This window comes from Microbacterium petrolearium, assembly GCF_054782875.1.
Genome location: NZ_BAAGRQ010000008.1, coordinates 1 through 18867, shown reverse-complemented (window position 1 = coordinate 18867; position 18867 = coordinate 1). Strand labels below are relative to the sequence as shown.

13 protein-coding genes are annotated in these 18867 nt (G+C 67.5%); 5 read left to right on the top strand and 8 right to left on the bottom strand.

Annotation, left to right across the window (positions count from 1 at the left end):
• Nucleotides 1-9: 9 nt before the first annotated feature.
• Complete coding sequence (locus tag ACYVJ0_RS08075; RefSeq protein WP_460817154.1) at nt 10-2733, bottom strand: glycosyltransferase; 2724 nt, start codon at nt 2731-2733, stop codon at nt 10-12.
• A 93-nt stretch (nt 2734-2826) separates the two neighbouring features.
• Between ACYVJ0_RS08075 and ACYVJ0_RS08070 the strand changes: the two genes are divergently transcribed.
• The 3 genes from ACYVJ0_RS08070 to ACYVJ0_RS08060 are packed head-to-tail and all read left to right on the top strand — an operon-like array spanning nt 2827 to nt 7176.
• The gene (locus ACYVJ0_RS08070; protein ID WP_460817152.1) at nt 2827-4320 is read left to right on the top strand and encodes a glycosyltransferase family 2 protein; all 1494 of its coding nucleotides are present in this window, start codon (nt 2827-2829) and stop codon (nt 4318-4320) included.
• 49 nt (nt 4321-4369) lie between these two features.
• Nucleotides 4370-6415, top strand: a complete 2046-nt coding sequence (locus ACYVJ0_RS08065) for an acyltransferase family protein (protein ID WP_460817151.1) — start codon at nt 4370-4372, stop codon at nt 6413-6415.
• Between the two features lie 50 nt (nt 6416-6465).
• Nucleotides 6466-7176 carry a glycosyltransferase family protein gene (locus ACYVJ0_RS08060; protein WP_460817150.1) on the top strand — a complete coding sequence of 237 codons (711 nt, stop codon included), beginning with the start codon at nt 6466-6468 and terminating at the stop codon, nt 7174-7176.
• Nucleotides 7177-7207: 31 nt separating this feature from the next.
• On the opposite strand, the gene ACYVJ0_RS08055 is transcribed toward ACYVJ0_RS08060, so the two are convergent.
• Nucleotides 7208-7957: an ABC transporter ATP-binding protein gene (locus tag ACYVJ0_RS08055; protein WP_460817149.1), complete on the bottom strand. Its 750-nt coding sequence runs from the start codon at nt 7955-7957 to the stop codon at nt 7208-7210.
• Entirely contained in the window at nt 7957-8748 is a 792-nt protein-coding gene (locus tag ACYVJ0_RS08050) for an ABC transporter permease (RefSeq protein WP_460817148.1), read from the bottom strand. The genes ACYVJ0_RS08055 and ACYVJ0_RS08050 overlap by 1 nt, the downstream gene beginning before the upstream one ends.
• A 186-nt stretch (nt 8749-8934) precedes the next feature.
• On the opposite strand from ACYVJ0_RS08050, the gene ACYVJ0_RS08045 reads away from it, so the two are divergent.
• Both ACYVJ0_RS08045 and ACYVJ0_RS08040 read left to right on the top strand, forming a co-directional pair.
• The gene (locus tag ACYVJ0_RS08045) at nt 8935-10218 is read left to right on the top strand and encodes a hypothetical protein (protein WP_460817147.1); all 1284 of its coding nucleotides are present in this window, start codon (nt 8935-8937) and stop codon (nt 10216-10218) included.
• On the top strand, nt 10215-11879 hold the full coding sequence (locus ACYVJ0_RS08040) for a DUF6020 family protein (RefSeq protein WP_460817146.1): 1665 nt from the start codon (nt 10215-10217) through the stop codon (nt 11877-11879). Before ACYVJ0_RS08045 ends, ACYVJ0_RS08040 begins: the two co-directional genes overlap by 4 nt.
• A 21-nt stretch (nt 11880-11900) precedes the next feature.
• Here ACYVJ0_RS08040 and ACYVJ0_RS08035 read toward each other — a convergent pair whose 3' ends face one another.
• Genes ACYVJ0_RS08035 through ACYVJ0_RS08015 form a run of 5 tightly spaced genes read right to left on the bottom strand, consistent with a single transcriptional unit; the run spans nt 11901 to nt 18715 of the window.
• Nucleotides 11901-13922, bottom strand: coding sequence for a DUF6541 family protein (locus ACYVJ0_RS08035; RefSeq protein ID WP_460817145.1), 2022 nt, complete (start codon nt 13920-13922; stop codon nt 11901-11903).
• Nucleotides 13919-14467, bottom strand: a complete 549-nt coding sequence (locus tag ACYVJ0_RS08030; protein ID WP_460817143.1) for an NUDIX hydrolase — start codon at nt 14465-14467, stop codon at nt 13919-13921. Before ACYVJ0_RS08030 ends, ACYVJ0_RS08035 begins: the two co-directional genes overlap by 4 nt.
• Nucleotides 14464-15708, bottom strand: coding sequence for a hypothetical protein (locus ACYVJ0_RS08025; RefSeq protein ID WP_460817142.1), 1245 nt, complete (start codon nt 15706-15708; stop codon nt 14464-14466). The genes ACYVJ0_RS08030 and ACYVJ0_RS08025 overlap by 4 nt, the downstream gene beginning before the upstream one ends.
• Nucleotides 15709-15711: 3 nt before the next feature.
• A complete protein-coding gene (glf, locus tag ACYVJ0_RS08020) occupies nt 15712-16863 on the bottom strand; it encodes a UDP-galactopyranose mutase (RefSeq protein WP_460817141.1) in 1152 nt (383 codons plus the stop codon).
• Nucleotides 16856-18715, bottom strand: coding sequence for a DUF6020 family protein (locus tag ACYVJ0_RS08015; RefSeq protein WP_460817140.1), 1860 nt, complete (start codon nt 18713-18715; stop codon nt 16856-16858). The genes glf and ACYVJ0_RS08015 overlap by 8 nt, the downstream gene beginning before the upstream one ends.
• Nucleotides 18716-18867 lie beyond the last annotated feature (152 nt).

Below are 18867 nucleotides of genomic sequence, written 5' to 3'. Positions count from 1 at the left end.
GACCGGCGGTCATGCCTTCGCGGCCAGCTCCTCCACGACAGTCGCGAAGCGCCGCGACATGAGCATCGGCGGGTTAGCCTCGGCGAACGCGAGGGCAGCATCTCGCACCTCGGCCGATCGGTACCACCCATCGTCAAGCAAACGAGCGATCGATCGCGCAGGTTGCGATGGATCGAAGAACCGCACCCAGGCCTGATCGCCGAAGTCGGCCCGCAAGTGAGATTCGTCCGGCAGCACCGTCGGCAGACCGAACGTGGCTCCGAGGTACAGCGTGCCGGAGTTGAGAACTCGCCGATGGGGCAGCACGAGGACGTCTGCCGCGGAGAACCACGCACTCACCTCGCTGTCGGGCACGAACTCCAGATGCGTCGTCGCGCGGATCCCCGAGCGGCGAATGCTCTCCAGCGACTGCTCTCCTCCCGCGATCGGCTTCCCCGCGATAAGGAGCTCAAAGTCATCACGGTACGCGCTCAGATCACGCAGCGCGTCAACGAGGTGGTCGAGTCCCTTGTAGGGTCGTACCTGGCCGAAGAAGAGAACCGCCGTCGAGTCTCGCGACGCTGCGATCGCCGCGCGTGCCTCATCCCGCGCCAGAGGGGCACCGTACACTCCCGCATAGCTCGCGTGCGGGACCACGACGACCTTCGCGGGATCGATGCGGTAGTACTCCGACGCGACATCCACCGTCTGCGAGTTCATCACGTGGACCACATCGGCGAGATCAGCCAGTCCTTGATGCAGGCGGATCGCCGCTTCCGTGTACTCCGTGTCGTGGGGCAGCACGTTGTGAACGGTCCAGACGATCCCGCGGCCGAGACGCTTGGCGGTGTGGAGAGCGCCGAGGAACTCCTCAACCCGCCGATGAGCGTCCACCTCAGAAAGGGCTTCGTCCGTCACGACGCTTGGCCACTGGATGTGAACGACGCCGCCGCGTGGATTGGCCGCCTCGCCCACGAACTCCGCCAACTTACTGGTGCCACGGAGCGCGTATCCTCGCGCGAACAGCTCAAGTTGCAACGAGTTCGTGTAGGGGTTGTCACGCCACGCCGGGAACATGAAGAGCTGCTTGACCGGGCGAGCGTCGGCCCCCAAGTGCTCCGGAAACGAGAGCGTGTTCGCGCCGCGCGCGATCTCCGGCAGTGCATGTGGCGAAAGCTCCGCGGTTCCTCGCCCTCGCGGGCCGTGCTCCCCGTCGAAGCGCACTTCGAGGCGGTAGCGGGCGCTCCACGTGAGTTCCTGTGACGGAACGACCACCTGCCATCGCCAGAGCCGCGCATCCGCAAGCTGTGTCCAGGTGACGGGAAAGTACGACGGCTGACCGGAGCTGACGTCCGTGAGCACCGCCGTTGCGCCGACAGCCTGCTGCGCACCGTACGTGGGCACGACGGTCCCGCGGAGAACGAATCCCCGACGCTCGCGGTGCACGCTGAGGAGAGCCACCTTCGCATAGCCGTGTTGGCCGAGGAATCGGTCGATCCTGGCTTCCGTCGACGCCCCACCTGGAATGACGTGATCGAGATACGTGCCCTGCAACGCGACATACGTCGCGAGGGCCTGATCGCGCACCTCGCTGCGAGGGTCGAGATAGCCGTCCGCGATCGGGCGGAGGACACGCTCTACGACGATTGCCGCGGCCATGCGCCGTGAGACATCGCCGTGATCACCGAGGAGAAGCATCCCGTGCAGGATCGCGCGCGCCTCCTCGACAGTACGTCCCGCATCCAGCCGGAGCGGGTTGTCGATACCAAGCCGGTCGTCGATGAATGTTGCAGGCGAGCCGGCGGCAAAGAAGTCGAGGCATGCGGTGTACCACGGTCCGAGCGCCTGCCTGCCCGGCGCATCCAGCTTCCCCGCGATGAGCGACGACAGCTGACGCAGGCGCGCAAGCAACGCGGGCGCTGTCCCACGGCCGACGCCCCGCGCCCGCGTCCACCATTGGGTTCGCACGAAGTGCACCAGATAGTGCCGGAGCGACGCCTCCGTCCCGAGCTCCCGAACCGATTCAACGGTTCGCAGCGACTCGCCTATCCAGTCATTCAGGGTGCGAGCGCGTGTGTAGGAGGCAGAGATGGCCTGGTCGTGTCGACGGTGACGATAGACGAGCCGCGGAACGACTGTCATTGACTGCGCAAGAAGTGCGGCGCGTGCCGAGAACACCATGTCCTCGCAGTGCGCCCTCGACGGAAACCGGAGCCGGTGACGGTCGAGGTGGTCGCGGAGATACAGCTTGTTCCAGACGACGTGGTCCTCGAGGACTCGAGGATCCTGAGTCGGATTGACCGTGACCTCGCTGCCTTGATAGATCGAGCCGCTCTGCGTCCAGTACCGAGACGGAGACCAAGACTCGCCGAAATCTTCGGCGAACCCTGCGACGACTTCGGACCCTGTCCTCAGCGCGGTCGACACGAGCGTCGAGATCGTTCCCGGAGGTACGACGTCGTCAGAGTCTACGAAGAAGACATAGTCGCTGTGCGCGTGGGAGAGCCCGATGTTGCGCGCCGAGCCGAGCCCGCCGTTGGGGACGCATATGACGGTGAAGCGGCCGTCATCGTCCGCGAAACGCCGAGCAATGGCCTCTGAGCCGTCCGTCGCCCCGTCGATGACGACGACCGCCTGCCAGTTCGGGTAATCCTGCGCGCGAATCGATTCGAGACACTCGGCGAGGTACCTCTCGACCTCGTATGCCGGGACGATGATCGCAACCGACGGCTGGCTCGGCGATCCTGCTGGCACGTTGCTGAACCTCGCGATCGGGTGGGGGATGAGAGCATTAGTGTACCGAGGCGAGATCGAGCAGTCTCTGAAGAGACGACGGCGAGGGGTGACGTGTACTCACAACAGGCAACGGCGAAGGAGACGCCGGAGCTGTCGGTGGTCATGCCCACGAAGAACGTGGCGGCGTGGGTGGCTGAAGCAGCACAATCGGTCCTGTCGCAGAGCGTGCCGGACGTCGAGCTGATCGTCGTCGACGACGGTTCGACGGACGGCACACTCGATGTGCTGCGACGCATCGAGGACCCGCGGCTCCGCGTCGTCTCGAATCCGGGCGAAGGCGGAGGAACCGCACGAAACTACGGCGCCTCGCTCGCTCGCGGCACCTATCTGGCCTTCGCGGACGGCGACGACGTCCTTCCCGAGAAGGGCTACGAGGCGCTGCTGTCCCAGGCCAATCGCACGCGGGCGGAGATGGTGGTCGCGAATTACGTCATCTTCTCCCCGACTCAGCTCAACTCACGGCACCAGTGGTTTCCCCTTTATGGGCGCGTGCGCGAAGGCATCACGATCGAGGACGAGCCGATCTTCCTGCGAGATCGCGTGTGCTGGAACCGCATCTTCCTGAGGAAGGCATGGGAGTCGGCCGGCATCCGCTTCGCGGATTCTCCCCGGTCAAACGACATCCAGGCCATGACGGATGCGTACTGCGCCTTCGCGTTCGATGTGATCCCTGACGTCGTCTACATGTACCGCAGGCGCTCCGGGGCATCGTCGATGACCGCACGCAAGAGCGCACCTGACTCTGTCACCGCGCACTTCGAGCAGGAGCTCGGATGCCTCGCATCGGTCCGCCGCCTCCAAAGCCCCACGGTCTGGGAGTCCTACAGCCGCGAGATGCTGGCCAACGATGTCTGGGCGCACTTCACACCCCTCGTCGACATCGCGTATGCCGAGGACAACGCCTACGACGCTGCGCGCGAAGCTGCGCTCCGTTTCGTCCGCCAGACCATGCCAAGTGGAGCAGGGGCGCTGGATCCGAGCAAGCGCGCCGTGTACACGATGGCAATCGCGGGTCGTTGGAGTGACGCGGCGCAGCTTCATAGCGAGCTGAAGCGAGATTTCTCCGAGCGCAAGATCACTGCGACAGAGGTCGCCCGCGCACTCGGGCGGGCTGGTGCGAGTCGAGCCTCGGCATCCGTGGAAGCCCTCCGTGTGCTGCACCTCAGCGAGCTTTCGCGCCCGGGCGGCCTCCCTGATGATGCACTGCTCGGCTCACTCCGGGCCGCGAGGCGATTCGCCCGACGGCACGTACGGGCTTGGCACCTGCGACGGGACGAACGTTACCTGCTTTCAGCGGATCCCGCGCGCGGCGCTGAAGCCGTCCGTGACCACCTCTCTTCCGCAGCGCCGGGACCGCGGTTGCCGGTGCGCGCCGCACGCCACGCGCTCGATGATGTACATGCCGCGGCGCACGCCGCCCGCCGGGTGGGCCGCCGCGCCGTGAACCGCGCAATGGATGCCGCGCGAGGAGCGTCGATGCGTCTCCCAGGTCCCGTGCGGATCGTCGTGCGATCGGCGTTCCACCGTCTCCGCCCGCGCCGCTGAAGGCGTGAGCGCCGGGCGGTGTCCCGCCTGGTTGTTCTAAGATCGACCGGTGTCCCGCCCATCCGCTTCGATATCGACAGGGCCTTCCCCTCGCACGACGAGCGAATTCCGCGCGGACATACAGGCGCTCCGCGCTCTCGCCGTCGTCAGCGTCCTCCTGTATCACCTCTGGCCCAACCGCCTGACCGGGGGGTTCGTTGGCGTCGACGTCTTCTTCGTGATCAGCGGTTATCTCATCACCTCACATCTGATTCGCGAGCGGGCCACGACCGGGCGCATTGCGCTCGGGAAGTTCTGGGCACGACGCGCTGCCCGTCTTCTGCCCGCATCTCTGCTTGTGCTGCTCGTCACGGCGATCGCGGTCTTGCTCTGGCTGCCTCGCACTCTTTGGCAGCAGTTCCTCGGCGAGGTCGCCGCTTCTGCTCTGTACGTGCAGAACTGGCGCCTGCTCTTCGACAGTGTCGACTACCTCGCCGCAGAGAACGACCCGTCCCCTGTACAGCACTTCTGGACACTTTCGGCCGAAGAGCAGTTCTACGTTCTGTTCCCGCTCCTGCTTGTCGCAGCGATGTGGATGCTCCGACGACTTCCATGGCGTCGCGTAGCGTTCGCGGCGATCGCTCTCGTCAGCGTGACGTCATTCCTCTACAGCGTGTGGCTGCTCGGCGATGCGCCGAGCCACGCCTACTTCTCGACCTTCAGCCGAGCCTGGGAGTTCGGCGCGGGGGCGCTGCTCGCTTTCCTGCCTGCGCTCCGCTCGACGAGGGTGAGCAGCGCGATCGCTTTCGCCGGGGTCGCAGCGGTGCTCGCATCGGTGGTCCTCTACTCGGGGACGACTCCGTTCCCCGGGGCCGCGGCGCTGCTTCCCGTCGTCGGCACCGCACTCGCGATCTGGGCCGGTTCGAGGACGTGGCTCGAGTCGGTCGGCCGCGTCCCTCCGATCGCGATGCTCGGCCGTGTTTCTTACGCGGTCTACCTCTGGCATTGGCCCTTGATCGTGCTCGTGCCCTTCATGACCGGCACCCCTCTCACAACGGCGCAGAAGGCAGGCATCGCGGCGGCGAGCGTAGGTCTCGCGTGGCTGTCGACCACCTACTACGAGGATGTACTGCGCACTTCGCCACGACTTCTGAAGGGAAGGCGGCCTCGTACGGTGGCTCTTTGGAGCGCGGCCGGCATGGTGATCGTGCTGTCCGTCTCGGCCGGCGCCGTCCAGATGACTCAAGCACTGCAACAGCGAGAGGACGCGCAGAACCAAGAGCAGATCGAGGAGAACGCCGAGTGTTTCGGGGCCGCGGCGCTGCTCGCCCCCGCGGGCACCTGCGGTCCCGCCGACCCAGACCTGGTCGTCCCGAGCCAGTTCAGCCTCCTCGACGACAACGGCCGCGGTTACCAGTGCTACACCGTGGCGGAGGCAACGGAGATTGACAGATGCAGTATCGGTTCACAGCGCGATGACGCGCTGCGCGTGGCGATCGTCGGGAACTCTCACGCCGCGATGATCGTCGAGGCCCTCTATGACGAGCTCGAGGGTTTGAACTGGCGGTTGGACACCTTCGTAGGCAACGGTTGCGTATGGGGGGAGAAGGACAACTCTCCCCGGTGCCGCGAACGACTGTCGCAGATGGACGACGCCCTCCTTCAGGGAGAACCGTACGACGTCCTACTCGCCACGACGAAGCGCGCTGACACCTTCAGCCAGGCCCGCGTCGACGAATACACCAGCGCCTGGGAGCGTCTCGAGGAGCGGGGTACCCAAGTGGTGGTCGTCACGGACAATCCTGGGCTCTCCGAGTCGACAGCCGATTGCATTGCCACTCGGCCCCTCGCAGAGGTCGCTTCCGGTTCCTGCACGTTCGGCGAGGATGAGGGCTACTCGGGACCTGACCTCATGCTCGCAGCGGCGGAGCAATCAGGACATCGGTTTGACGTCGTGGATCTCCGCGATCTGTACTGCACACAGGGTCGCTGCCCTGCCGTCATCGGCAACGTCATCGTCTACCGGGATACGCACCACCTCACCGCGACCTACGCGCGTTCCCTCGCGCGCCCGCTGATCGACAGGCTCCAGCAGGTGCTCGAAAGCTCCCGCTGACGACCGCCGGTCCTGGTCGAACTGTAGAGTTTCCCGAAAAGGAGCCCCGGATGAGAACACCGCGCATCGGCATCGTGAGCTATTGCGACCGGATTCGCACGCTCGCGCACGTCAATCACGAGCTGTACGCGCGGCAGCACGGGTACACCTATATCTTCGACATCGCGCCAACCACGCAACACCGGTTCCTCGCGAAGATCGAGAAGATCCTGAAACTCCTGCCACTCTTCGACTGGGTGTTCTGGATCGACGACGACGCTTTCATCATGGACCGCTCGATCCAACTGGAGCAGTTCATCCGCCAGTCACCACGGGCCTCACTGATCATGTGCGAATCCCCGAACCGCAACGGCAAGTGGACCTGGATCAGCTCCGGCAACTTTCTCATCCGGAACACCCGGAGGGCCGCCGATTTCCTGCGCGACGTGCAACGGACAGACCTCTCGGTCGTCTCGTCGTGGTGGGACCCGGAGAAGTTCGGCCACTACACCAAGGGCGACCAGGACGCCATGGTCTACCAGCTCGCAACCAACCCGTCGTACAGCGGCCGGAAGTTCCTCACCAGGCTGCCGTTCGAACAGTTCAACACGCGTCCCGAGCACTTCGTGACCGGCCCTCGCGAGCACTTCCTCGTGCACTTCACGGGAGACGATAAGCGGGGGATGGCACAGGAGTTCGCGAAACGATTCGACCTTCCCGAGTCCCTCACATACTGGAACGAGCTGAAGGAGTTGCAGGGCGTCTACCAGCCTCGCGACTGAGGCACTCAGACGAGGGCACACCCCTCTCTCGTCAGCCAGCGTTGTCGGCGTTGTACTGCGCGATGACCTCGTCGATCGGCCCGTCCATGACGAGGCGGTGCTCGCGGATGTAGAGGCCACGCGTGCAGAAGCGCTGCAGGTCGCGCTCGTTGTGGCTCACGAAGAAGAGCGTGCGTCCCTCCGAGAGCAGCTCGTCGATGCGGGCGTAGCACTTGGCCCGGAAGGCCTTGTCGCCCACCGCCAGCACCTCGTCGACGAGGAGGATCGGCTCGTCCAGCTGCGAAACGACGGCGAAGGCCAGGCGCACCTTCATGCCGTTCGAGAGGTGCTTGTAGGGGGTGTCCTGGAACTCCTCCAGCTCAGAGAACGCGATGATCTCGTCGTAGCGCGCCGAGACCTCCGTGCGCGTCATGCCGTGCAGGCCCGAGGTGAGGCGCACGTTCTCGCGCACCGTCAGGTCGCCGACGAAACCGCCCGTGAGCTCGATCAGCGGCGCCACTCCCCCGTTCACGCGCACCCGGCCCTCGTCGGGCAGCAGCACGCCGGCGACGAGCTTCAGCAGGGTCGACTTGCCCTGGCCGTTGCGCCCGATCACGCCGATCGACTCCCCCGGCTTCACCGAGAAGGACACGTCGCGCAGCGCCCAGAACTCGCCCTTGGGCATGCGGCGGCGGGCACCCGCGAACAGCGATTTGATGCTGCGCCGCCCGCGCCGGTTGCGCCGGAATCGCACGCCGAGGCCCGTCACCTCGATCGCGTTCTCGCTGCCCTGCTCCGCCATCACAGCTCCTTCAGCACCGGACGCTCGAGGGCGCGGAACGTCAGCACGCCGGCGACGAGGACGATGAGACTCAACAGCACGCTCCCCACGACCGCGGCGGTGTCCCACTGCCCCGGGAAGAAGCCCACCCGGTACATCGTGAAGATGCCGGCGAGCGGATTGGCGACCTCGAGCCAGCCGAACCCGTCCGGCAGGTCCTTCACGCTGTAGATGATCGGCGAGGCGTAGAAGAGCGCGCGCAGGATGAGGCGGGTCGTGCGCTCCAGGTCGCTGAACAGCACGCACAGCGGCGCCACGATGAGGCCGAGCCCCACGAGCAGCGCGAGCTGGACGAGGATCGCGACGGGGAACCACAGCAGCCCCCATCCCACCGTCGCCCCGCCCCAGATCGCGAAGACGGCGAGCACCGGCAGCGAGCAGAGGAACTCCACACCCTTCGACACCACGATCCGGCCGATCCAGATCGAGCGCGGGATCGACGTGGAGCGCACGAGCTTCGCGTCCTTGCTGAACGCCTTCGTGAAGTCGCCGACGGCGGCGTTGAACCACGCCCACGGCAGCAGCGCCGCGATGAGGAAGACGATGTACGGTTCCTCACCGACCGAGCGGTGGAAGATCTGCGTGAAGACGAACCAGTAGATCGCGCTCATGATGAGCGGATCGAGCACGCTCCACAGGTACCCGAGCCAGCTGGTCGCGTAGCGCACGCGCAGGTCGCGAGCCGACAGCAGCCAGAGCGAGTGCGCGTAGCGGCGCAGGGATCGCGGCGCTCCCGCTCGTGTGGCTGTCACAGGACGATCCTACGGTCGCCGCTCCCATCCAACCCGTATGGCGCCGCGCCACGCCTCGATCAGGGCGACAAGGACGCCATCGCGGACATGAAAGAATCGACGCCCGGGGGTCATGTGATCAGCGTGGGATCCTCGGAACGGAGCGGGATGAACCTGAGAAGCGCGCTACGGCCGATCCGGAATGCGGTGATCCTGCTGCTGGTCTTGTGGGTGGCCTTCATCGGTGCTCAGCTGATCGGCGCGGCCGTACCCGATCGACCCATCGCACAACAACTGCAGCAGTCGATCGCGGACGGCCTCTACGAGAGGTCCTATCCGCCCAACGGCGTCGGCGGACAACACGACGCCTACACCGATTGTGTGGCAGCAGGAACCGGGCTGGGCGAGGAAGCGATGAGCGTCTGGGAGCGGGCGCTGATGATGCCGCGCATCGCCTCATGCACGAACGGCGGCGTAGAAGCGATCAACGCGATCGCTGCCGGCGAGGACCCGGCCCACCAGCTCTATCTGCGGTACTGGGCCGGGTACGCGGCCGTCTTCCGCCCCGCGCTGGCCGTCGGTGGCATGGCTGCGATGAACACGGTGGCCCTGTCCGCGCTCGCTTTGGGACTCTTCGCGATGTGGACCGCGCTGTCGCGTCGTACCTCGCCGCTCATCGCGGCTGCCTTGTCTCTGCCGCTCCTGCTCACCTCGGACGTGCTGGCGACACCGGGCGGGTCCTCCGAGCACGCACTTTCGCTCGGCGTCGCGTTCGGCGGGGTCGCCGCGGTCGCTTGGGCGTCATCCCGCGGTCTCGCGATGATCTTCCTCACCAGCGTGGGGGCCGGGGCGGTCTTCAACTTCTTCGATCTGCTCAATAATCCGAACCTTGCGTGGACGCTGGCGGCAGCTGCCGGAGCGCTCTGCCTGGCCGCGAGGGGCGCCTCCGCGTCGTCCGTCGCGGCGAGCGCCGGAGTTGCAGCTGCCGGCTGGATGACGGGCTTCGCCGCAGCGTTCATAGAGCGGTGGATCACGGCCATCTTGGCGGCCGGCCCGGATGCAGCGCTCGAGCAGGTGGTCGAGAACGTGGCGAACCGAAGCGGCCTGGGTGATCAGTCGGGCCAGCCGGTCGAGACGGGCTTCGGGCATGGGAGCTGGGCCAATGTCATGTTCTACGCAGACATGCCCCTGTCACGCATCGGCACCGCACTCGTGCTCCTCGTCACCGTCGTCTGTCTCGCCTTGGCGATACGCGGCGCCGGGCGCACCGCCGCCCTCACGTTCCTGGCCGCTGCTTCTCCCTCGCTCGTCGTTCCGCTCTGGTACGAGGTCATGAGCAACCACTCGCAGATTCACGCGTTCTTCATGTATCGCGCGATCCCCGCTGCTGCAGGCGTTGTCCTCGCCGCCGCAGTGACGGTCCTGCTGGTCTCGCGCAGCGCCTCACGCGGGCGTGGCATGGCGTCCAACGCCGAAGCGGCAAGCCAATGAGTTCGCTCCGCAGGTATTCTTCCCTGTCCGTCCGCGATGCGATGTCATCCGCTGTCCCGGCGCTGCCGCTCGCTGCTCTCCTTGCCGCCTTTGCGACCATCGCGAGGCGCATTGTCTGGGACGACTGGCTTGGCGCGCGCCCGGATGACACCTTCCTCCAGCCGCTCGGGGTGCTCGATGTGGTCATCTGGCTGCTCCTCACGTTGTCGCTGACGGCGATTCTCACGGTGCTCCCGATCGTCGGACGCGTTGTGGCAAGGTTCGGACTCCTGTTCCGGGCCGATCGCTCACGTCCGCGCCCGAGAGTGTGGTGGTGGCCGCTTTGGTCAGTGGGCATCTTTGTCAGTTGGGTGCCGTACCTGCTCCTTCTCTGGCCAGGCGTCATCGTCCCTGATTCGTTCGCCTCGATTGGCCCCATGATCGGCGAGCGGGCGCTCGAGAACCATCACCCGGTCGCGTTCACGCTGTTCGTCGGCGCGTTCATTCGGGTGGGAGAGCTTCTCGGCCTGTCTCTCGCGACATCACTGGCGATGTTCTCCATCACGCAGATGGCGATCATGGCCACATGTCTCGGGTGGGCGTGCTATTGGCTGACCACCCGCACTCCGTCAACCGCGCTCACGGCCTCGTTGGTCGCGTCGTTCTTCGCATTCACACCGGTGTACGCGATCTACGCCGTGAATGTCCAGAAGGACCCGCTGTTCTCGGTCGCGGTCCTCGTACTCGCGTTGCACATCGCCGAAATCGCCATACGCGGTGCCCGTCCCCTACGGCAACCATGGTTCGTCTTCCGTATTGCTCTCCTCGCTCTCTGGGTGAGCGTGTGGCGCAACGGTGGCTCGCTTGTTGTCGCAGCGACGCTTCTTGTCGTGCTCGTCGTGTGGAGGAAGGCGGCTTGGAAGGCGGTGGTCGCTGGCGCGCTGGCCGTCGTGGTGGCGACCGGCGGTATCGCCGCACTCGAAGCATCGGGTGTGAAACCGGCGCCGTCGGCTGAGCAACTGGCCATCCCTCTTCAGCAGGTCGCGCGAGTCATCTACGAGGGCGGCTCACTCTCAGAAGCCGAGGCGGACGTCCTCACTCGCATCCTGCCTGTTGAGCAGTGGGCGACGCTCTACACACCGGCACGGGTTGATGCTGTCAAGTGGTCGCCACAGTTCAACGACGACTATCTGGACGAGAATCGCGGCGCTTTTCTGCAGGCCTGGGCAAGCGTCGGAGTACGCAACCTCGACGACTACGTCGAAGCGTGGATTCTCGAGACCTTCGGTTTCTGGGCGCCGGGCGTGAAGAATGACTACGGTTTCATCGACACCGCCGTGACGGAGAATCCGTTCGGCATCGAGCGCGCCCCGCGCGTGGACGCGATCTTCGGGGTCGACGATGAGGACCTGTCAGCGAGCGTCGACTTCCTCGGGAGCGGAACCCTCGCATGGATCTTGCTGATCTCCTGCTTCGCGGTGCTTCGCTCGCCCGGCCGCCGGGCCGCAGTGGGTTTCGTTCCATTCGTGCTGCTCTGGCTCGCCGGACTCGCCGCGACGCCCACTGCATTCAGCCTTCGGTACGTGTTTGCCATCGCGGTCGCGCTGCCCTTCCTGCTGCTGGCACCGGCGCTGGGACAGCATGGCATCGCAGCAGAACGGCCATCCGCCGACGAGGACTGAGTTGCTCAGACTCGGCGCGGATCAGGGCAGCGGTCCGCACTGGTCGATCCGGTAGAGAACAGACTCCCCGTCGGTGTCGACGGGCGCGAACAGCCCCGCCTCGACGGCGGCATGGGGCCCCGGGAAGTGGTTGCCCGCGGGGTCTCCCCCGCCGAACTCGTGCGGGTTGTAGAGCACGTGCCGCACGCGCAGCTCGTCGAGCGCCGCGCACACCGCCGGGTTCGTCTCGATCTCCTGCAGCCGCCACGCGAGCTCGAGCCGCGCGGAGTCCCACTGGCCGTTCACGTGGGGGAAGACCGGCTCGCGCCCCGCGAACAGCTGCGTGAGGGCGCTGCCGTCCCAGGGGTCGCCGAGCACCCGCTGGTCCCGCGGCACCTCGCCGGCGACGACATCGCGCATGAACGCGATCTGCGCCGTCGACACCACCTCCCCCTGCGCGCCGCTCGCAGGCTGATGGAACACCCGAGCGACCGAGTGCGTGACCCCGGAGGCCGCCAGCGCGATCGTCGCGGTCAGCGCGATGACCGCTGCGGCGCCGACCGCCGCGACCGACGCGCGGCGCGGCGCAGCCGCCGCCCGGGGCACGATGCGCCTCATCACCGCGAGGATCCCCATCGCCGCCAGCGGCACGGCGAGCACCGGCAGGGCGGCCGCCAGCCGGAACCGATCCTTGTACCAGACGCCGGTGGCCAGCTTCGTGACGACGTCGTCCGATCCGGCGGCGAGGACGAACAGGGCCGCCGCGATCGCGTACGAGACGACGATCCAACGGGCTCTCGGGCGGCGGATCGCGACGACGACGCCCGCGGCGACGGCGAGCGCGAGCAGCGGCGACGCGAGCGTCACGATGCCGTCGACCCCCGTCATGGACCGCAGCAGCAGCACCTGCGCGACGCCCTCGCCCACCGACTGCACGGCCTGAGCCTGCGGCCCGCTCAGGCGGTCCTCGAGCGGCTCGTCGAACAGGCCGAGGCCCACGACAGCGTAGGCGAACGCGGCGGCGGCGGCGAGCAGCACGGCGCCGCCGAACGCCGACAGCGCCACGACGGCCCTGCGCCGGGCGTGGCCGCCCGCGCGCCAGGCGCGCGCGAAGCCGGACCCGAGCCGCCACAGCACGAACGGCGCGACGAGCAGCGCCCACGTGGGAAGCACGCGCGGGTGCGCCAGGGCGATCGCCGCGAGCGTCGGCGCCACGGCGCCCGCCCCGAGGAGCCAGGCCCGCACCCGCCGCCCCGGCCGGGCCGCCGACGCCGCGCGCACCGCGACCACCGTCGCGGCCACGGCGGCGGGCAGCAGCGCGTGCGCGAGGGCCGTCGGGTAGATCGTGCCCCACGTGAGCAGGCCGTACGGGAACCAGCCGAACGACACCCCGAGCGGGAGCGCCACGAGGGCGGCGAGACGGTTGCGCCCGAGCACGTGCGCGAGCCACGCGACGCCCGGCAGCCACACGGCCGCGACCATCGCCAGCCACGCGGCGTTGAACGCGACCGGCACGCTCGCGCCCGACAGCTGGGAGGTGAGCGCCACGAGATCGTGCCAGGCCGCCGGGTAGTACGCGATCCCCGCGTCCGCGGTCTCGTTGAGGGAGCGCAGCGTGAGCGACGACCCGGAGAACCCGTCGAGGATCGCGGCGACGGCCGAGAGGTGGAAGACGTTGTCGTACGTCTGCGAGATCCGATCCGGATCGGGCACGCGCCAGAACGCGACGGCGGCCGCGGCGAGCGCCGACAGTGCCCAGACGACGCCCAGCGCCCAGCGCATCCCGAGGCGCCGCGTCGTCCCGACGCGCGGCACCGCCCGCCGGGCGGCGAGAGCCAGACCCGCGGCGAGCGCCGTGACCGGCAGTAGCTGCCATGCCTGGTACGGCAGGCCCGCCGCCCCGAAGGCGATCGCCGCGATCCCCGCGATGCACACGCTCACGGGGCCGGCCAGCGCGACGCGCGCGAGCACGCCCAGGCGCAGCGGGGCCGTGGCCGCGAGCCCCGGCACGACGGCGAGCGCCACCGCGACGAGGATCGACGGCACGGCGGCGACCCAGGTCACGCCGCCCTCCACAGTGCCAGCGCGCTCAGCGAGTGTGCATCGCGGACGGCGCCGTTTCTGAGGAGGCCGTCGACCTCGCGCGCAGGCACCCAGCTGACGCCGTCGACCTCGCCGTCACCCGCGGCCTCGGCTGCCCCACGCTCCACATCGCACACCACGACCCACGTCGTCGCGGGATACACGGCCGAGTCGATGACGTATGACCCCAGGACCCGCGCGCGCGACCCGACGAAGCCGGTCTCCTCGCACAGCTCCCGCATCGCGGTCGCGAGTACCGTCTGCTCGGCACCGGTAGGACCGTCCGCAGGATCGCCGAATCCACGGGGCAGCTCGAGAAGCCGCTCGCCCGCCGCAGGGCGCCGGACGGACACGAACAGCACCTGCTCCTCCGACTCCGCGATCACGACGGCACCGGGACGATCACCGACCTGCAGCCAATGCTGAATGCGGTCGTCCCCGTCGCCTCCGCGCACGCGCCGCCCCCACAGCCGGACCAGCGGCGGGCCGTCCCAGGAGTACAGGCTCTCGGCCTCGGCGTCGCTCACCGTTTCAGTTTCGCAGAGCGCGGCGGGCTGCCCAGCTCATGGAGCTTGACGCGCGCCGCCGGGGGAACCCGCAGCACGCGAACGGCCGTGAGAAAGTCCTCCCATGGCAGGGTCGTGACGAGCACGAGCACACCGACCAACCACGCGATCCCGGCGTCCTGGATGTCGAACAGCGTGGACGAGGCCAGCGCGGCGGCCGTGGCGAGCCCCGCCCGGAACACGGAGGCGGCGAGCGTGGCCGTGCGATCGGGCGCCTCGAGGCACGAGAGGGCCGCGAAGGTGAGCGAGGTCAGGTGCCAGCGCGTGGGCCTGGCCTGCAGCCGCTCCCGCTGCGCTCTGACGGCGAACCGCATGGAGCCGAACGCTGGAGGCGACGCGGCGGTGACGAGCTCAACGATCCTGCCGCGCAGGGCGAGCATGCCGCCCGCACGGTCCTCGCGCTTCCTGGCATCGAGCACACGCTGTCTGGCGTCGCCGCCGGGCTCCCCCTCATCACCGACGAAGCGCACCCAGCCCGCGCCGTTGCGGATGGCGAGCTCGCGCAGGTACGCGTCGAGCCACCATTCCTCGATGATCTCGAGGTCCTTCCGCAGCGCGTCGTCCGCGTTCGCGCCCGCCGATTTCAGCTCCCTCAGCAGGTCGCTGCGCGCCGCGACGCCCAGCATCCGGTCGGCAAGCGCGCGACCGGCTGCGGTCACGAGGCCGTCGGGGATCCCGTTCGTCGCGGCGGCGCTGAGAAAGCCCTTCTCGCGCATCGGTGCGTCCTTCGCGGCGCCCCACGGCCGCACCTCGAACAGCCCGGCGCGCTGCGCCGCGATCCATCGCTCCCCGTGGGCCACGATGTCGTCCCGCGAGCAGCCCAGCGCCGCAAGCTGCCAGATGAACCCGTCCCCCTTCTGCAATCGGCTCGCCAGGCTCCAAGCCAGATCGGCCTTGCCGTCTTCGCCCGGCTGACAGAGGACGACGAACGGCACATTGCGCGAACTCATCCCGAGCTCGCGGGCGACATCGAAGGGATCGAGTTCCGAGAAGTACGCGCCGTCCAGGATCATCGCGTCAGTCACGTAGATCGCGTCGCCGATGAGCAACGCGGTGCGCAGCAGACCGGTGATCGTGGCGACCGCCTCCGCACGCGTCGACGAGCGCTCGAAGATCTCACGCTGCGCGGTGCTGTCGAGGTCCGCGATGAGCAACGCGGAGGTGACGAGCGAGGCCTCGCGTCGGCGCGTGCCACCCCTCATGCGTCAGTCGTCGGATCCGCCGAACTCGTTGCGCCACATCGACAGCGCCGAGCCGATGGCCATGTGCATGTCGAGGTACTGGTACGTGCCCAGGCGCCCGCCGAAGTGCACGTCCTTCTCGCCCTTGGCGAGCTCGCGGTACGCCAGCAGGCCCTTGCGGTCCTCGTCCGTGTTGACGGGGTAGTACGGCTCGTCGTCGCGCGTGGCGAAGCGCGAGAACTCGCGCATGATGACCGTCTTGTCCGTCGGGTAGACGTCCTTGCGCTCCGGGTGGAAGTGCTTGAACTCGTGGATGCGCGTGAACGGCACGTCCGGGTCCGGGTAGTTCATGACCGGGGTGCCCTGGAAGTCGCCGACGTTCAGCACCTCCTCCTCGAAGTCGAGCGTGCGCCAGCTCAGGGCGCCCTCGGCGTAGTCGAAGTAGCGATCCACCGGGCCGGTGTAGACGACGGGCAGCTGGCCGACGACGGCCTTCTTGCTGAGCGGCTGCGACTCGTCGAAGAAGTCGACGTTCAGCTTGACCTCGATGTTGGGGTGGTCGGCCATCCGCTCGAGCCACGCGGTGTAGCCGTCGGTCGGCAGCCCCTCGTACGTGTCGTTGAAGTAGCGGTTGTCGTAGTTGTAGCGCACGGGCAGGCGGCTGACGATGTCGCCCGAGAGCTTCTCGGGCGAGGTCTGCCACTGCTTGGCCGTGTAGTGCGCGAAGAACGCCTCGAAGAGCGGGCGGCCCACGAGCGCGATGCCCTTCTCGTAGAAGTTGCGCGCCGTCTTCACGTCGAACTCGCCGGCCTGCTCCTTCACGAGCGCCCGCGCCTCGTCGGGCGTGTACGCCGCCTGGAAGAACTGGTTGATCGTGTGCAGGTTGACGGGAAGCGCGAACACCTGGCCCTTGTGCGTGGAGTACACGCGGTGCACGTAGTTCGTGAAGGTCGTGAACCGGTTGACGTACTCCCACACGCTCTCGTTCGAGGTGTGGAACAGGTGCGCGCCGTAGCGGTGCACCTCGATGCCGGTCTCGGGCTCGGCCTCGCTGTAGGCGTTGCCGCCGATGTGGTGACGGCGCTCGATCACAGTGACCTTGCGGCCGGCCTGCGCGGCCCGTTCGGCGATGGTGAGTCCGAAGAAGCCGGATCCGACGACGAGGAGATCAGTCATGGGGTCCATTCTCCCAGGCCGCGACATCGCCTGCGGACAGCGGGGCCCGGCTTTCTGCCTCCGCCGCCGAAGCCTCATCGGCAGACGGCAGCTCGTCATCGCGCCCCGCCACGAGCGCCAAGAGGACAGCTCCGGCGGTGTATGTGAGCCCCAAGAGATAGCGGCCGGATCCATTAAGGGGAGACAGGATCGCCACGCCGACCTGAACGGCGAGCGGCACGGTCCAGGCCAACGCTCCTCGGCGTCGCATCATGACGGCAGCAGTGCACAACAGAACTGTCAGCACCGCCCACGGCGCGAAAGAGATGAGGTATCGGAAGGCTGAGTCATTGACAGCGGCAACGGTTTGAGCCAAGGCCTTCCGTCCTGCGTCGTTCAGCCCCGTGAGGTCGAACGTGTACCGGAGCTGCCAGTCGAGCGTATGGAGCGGGGGTGCCGGGTTGACGAGCGCGCGACTGTCGAGGTAGCGGTCGGATTTCAGAAGCAGCGCGTCGAGGTAGGTGTCCGGGTAGCGTGCAGCCAGCTTCGCCCAAACGGCATCGAAGCTGGCCCAGTCGTCCTGCTCAGCCGATCGCCACCGGTAACTGCCGTTGTCCGCGTAACCGCTCGACTTGACCGGATCGGCGTTCTCCGGATTGTAGACCTTTGTCATCTGCTCGATGTCGAAGATCTTCTCCACTTCGGCTCGCTCGTCGTCGTTCAACGCCTCCGGGTGTTCGCGCAGGGTGAGCGCGACCTGCTGCAGTTGCAGAACTCTCGCCTCGACAGGGTCATCGGAGATTACGACACCGAACCCGATGAGTCCGCGCAACGCGATCTGGAACACGAGCACCGGTAGCAGCATGCCGAGGACAACGCCCAGCCAGCGGCGACGGCGAAACACGAGGAACAATGCGCCCACTACCGCGATGTACACCGCGAACTTCGCGCTGACGATCATGACGGTCGTCGCGATCGCGATCTCCCACACCCAACCGCGGCGCACGGCGTCGCGTGACAGCACGGCATGCACCACCAAGCCGAACCACCACACGAACGCGGCGGCGAAGAGCGGGTTCTTCGAGAGATCCATCGACCACAGCGGAGTCATCACGCAACCGACGGTCAGCGCCAGTGCAACGGCCTTCGGCCACGACTTCGCAACATGGCGCCCCACCAGCTGAAGTGCACGCGCCAGGGCGAAGATCGTGAAAGCGGCCTGGGACGAGGCCAGCAGGACGATCGCGGGGATGTACGAATGAAGCAACACGCCACTCGCCCCCGTCACGAGCCCGTAGAGCAGTGTCAGGAACGCGTTGTGGTGGTTCGACCAGAGGAGGTCCCCCTCGGGGATCAGCGAGTAGGCGATCGGATAGACGTCGTAGGGCTTGAAGGCGTCGGGCGCATACTCAGAACGAGCGGTCGTGATCTCCGTCACCATAAGCGCGAAGTCCGGGTTGACCGCCCCCGGCCAGCGCAAGACGAGCAGGGGCGACCATAGGACGACCAGAATGAGCGCGAGCCGCCACCACGCCGCAAACGCCCATTCGACCGCGACGGCAGCCCGCCCCGGGCTGGGGGTCGCGCCGACGCGCCGACGGAGCGCGCGGGTCGCGACGCACCGGATGATGAAGAGGACGAAGGCGTAGCCGGCCGCCGTCCCGCCGAACACAGCGACGGTGAGCAGTGGATCATCCCCGATGAGCTGTGTGAAAAGGGGGTACTCCCCCGCGTGGCTCGCCTCAAAGCGCCGACGGAGCCAGCCGGCCGTGGCGTAGGCGGCCAGGACCGTGACGACGATGACCGCCAGCAGCCAACCGCCGGCACTGCTCATTCCGCGGATGGCGCGCGCCGCCGTGTTAGTCCGCGACACGGACGCGTCCTCAGCCCTCGTGGACAGGTGCCGCGTATTGGAGGTAGTTGAGGCGGCTGGCCTCACGCCGTGCCTTGAGGACGCCGTCGAGCACGAGCCCGACAGCCCACGCCAAAGCGCCCATCACGCCGAGCGCCACTGCGAGGATCGCC